The sequence below is a fragment of the Neisseria sp. P0019.S002 genome (assembly GCF_051957155.1).
GTDB lineage: Bacteria > Pseudomonadota > Gammaproteobacteria > Burkholderiales > Neisseriaceae > Neisseria > Neisseria perflava.
In genome coordinates, this window is sequence record NZ_JBQCWS010000162.1 from 1 (window position 1) to 438 (window position 438).

General features: G+C 42.5%; 1 pseudogene. It reads right to left on the minus strand.

The features are described 5' to 3' along the window. A pseudogene (locus ACTHTY_RS12095) lies at positions 1–438 on the minus strand (2-isopropylmalate synthase); the annotation flags it as partial.

Consider the following 438-nt stretch of genomic DNA (forward strand, 5'->3'; position numbering starts at 1 on the left):
ACCTACAATCGCTTTATTCGGTTGGATTGGCATATTACAAAGTTGGCTCACCATTTGGCTGACACGATGAATTTCTTGTGTGTTGATACGTGTATCCACGCTCATAAATTCTTGACGAACTTTCATTGCCATCACCACTTCTTCAAGAGAGGTATTGCCTGCGCGTTCACCAATGCCGTTGATAGTACATTCAATTTGACGTGCACCATTTTGTACAGCGGTTAAGGAGTTAGCCGTTGCCATACCTAAGTCATTATGGCAATGTACGGAAATCACTGCCTTGTCGATGTTTGGCACGCGGTTACGTACTTCAGCAATAATATTACCGAATTGATTAGGTAAGCAGAAACCAACAGTGTCAGGAATATTTACAGTTGTTGCACCTGCATTAATTGCCGCTTCAACAATACGACAAATATTGTCGATACCTGTACGGCC